Source organism: Rhodanobacter sp. MP7CTX1, assembly GCF_014205795.1.
Lineage (GTDB): Bacteria > Pseudomonadota > Gammaproteobacteria > Xanthomonadales > Rhodanobacteraceae > Rhodanobacter.
Genome location: NZ_JACHCN010000039.1, coordinates 1 through 1,307 on the forward strand (window position 1 = coordinate 1; position 1,307 = coordinate 1,307).

Sequence of the window (1,307 nt, forward strand, 5' to 3'; positions counted from 1 at the left end):
GGTTCTTCACGGATTCCCGGGGAAGGCCGCTTTGATCTTCTTGAAGAAGTACTCGCTGTCACGGTAGCCATAAGCCATCCGTTTGATGACCTTGATCTTGTTGTTGATGCCTTCGAGCTGGCCGGTATGCATCGGCCAGCGCACGCGGCTGAGGATGCCGCGCCAGTAGCCACGTAGACGTCGGGCAAACTGGATGAGTGCAGGGATCTGACTCTGTTCGGCATGACTCATCCACTGCTTCCAGGCCCGTCGCCATGCCCACGCAGTGGTGGCCGTCCACAACGCCTTGAGCTGGGCTTTCATCACGTACACCGTCATGAGTGACTGGTTGGCCGCCAGCACCTCATCGAGCCGCACCTGCTGGTGATCCTTGAGGTGATCGGGGTTGCGCAACAGCAACCAGTGCGCCTGCTTGACCACGCGTCGAGCGGGTTTGTCATGACTCAAGGCATTGGCGGCATCCACGCGCACGCGACCGATGACCTCGCGGCCGTATTTGGCAATGACATGGAACAGGTCGTAGACCACGCGGGCCTGCGGGCAGTGCTGGCGCACTTCCAGATCGAAGGCGGTGTTCATGTCCATCGCGACGGCCTGGATGCGCGCGCAACCGTCGGAGCCCAGCGCCTGGAAGAACGGACGGATCGCCGCGCGGCTACGCCCCTCGCCGATCCAGAGCACGCGTCGGGTGTCGGCATCCATCACCACCGTCGCGTAACGATGGCCCTTATAGAGCGCAAACTCATCCATCACCAGGCGGGTGGGCTGGGCGGGCGGTAGCGCAGCCAGCGTCGCGTCCAGTCGTCGCTCATCCAGCGTCCGCACCGTGCTCCAGTGCAGGCCAAACAACTCCGCCACATGGGCGATCGGTAAGCGCGTGCACCAATGCGCGACGGTCTGCGCCAGGCGCTGCGTGAAGCGGGCGTGGCGCTCCAACCACGACACCCACTCCCGTCGGTGACCGCAAGTCGGACAGGCGACCCGCCGCAAGGTCACCGATAAATGCACTGGCTGGCCCAGCATTGGCAGATCTCGGATCCGGCGCCGGCCATACTCGTGCACCTGCGCGCAGGGCTGTTCACAGCCACTGCAATAGGGCATGCGTCCGGGATCAACTTCCAGGCTGATCTGGATCCCTTCCGGAGACGTTTGAAGATCGCTGACACGGAAACCCTCCCAAAACGGGAGCAAGGCTTTACCATCTGACATCGGAACGGTGGCTCAGGTGAATGTTTGGTCGCACAAACATCTTTACCTGAAGTCACCGTTCTTTTTTATCCGGGCTCCCCGGACTTCCGCGAAGAACC

The 1,307-nt window shown here is 62.1% G+C and carries 1 protein-coding gene; it reads right to left on the reverse strand.

The window, feature by feature from the left end:
• Window positions 1–6: 6 nt before the first annotated feature.
• The gene (locus HDE77_RS20220; protein WP_184419721.1) at window positions 7–1,209 is read right to left on the reverse strand and encodes an ISL3 family transposase; all 1,203 of its coding nucleotides are present in this window, start codon (window positions 1,207–1,209) and stop codon (window positions 7–9) included.
• Window positions 1,210–1,307 lie beyond the last annotated feature (98 nt).

Bases quoted from the DNA above. Each gene is read 5' to 3' on its own strand.
- HDE77_RS20220 (WP_184419721.1), bottom strand. From the start codon at position 1,209: ATGTCAGATGGTAAAGCCTTGCTCCCGTTTTGGGAGGGTTTCCGTGTC.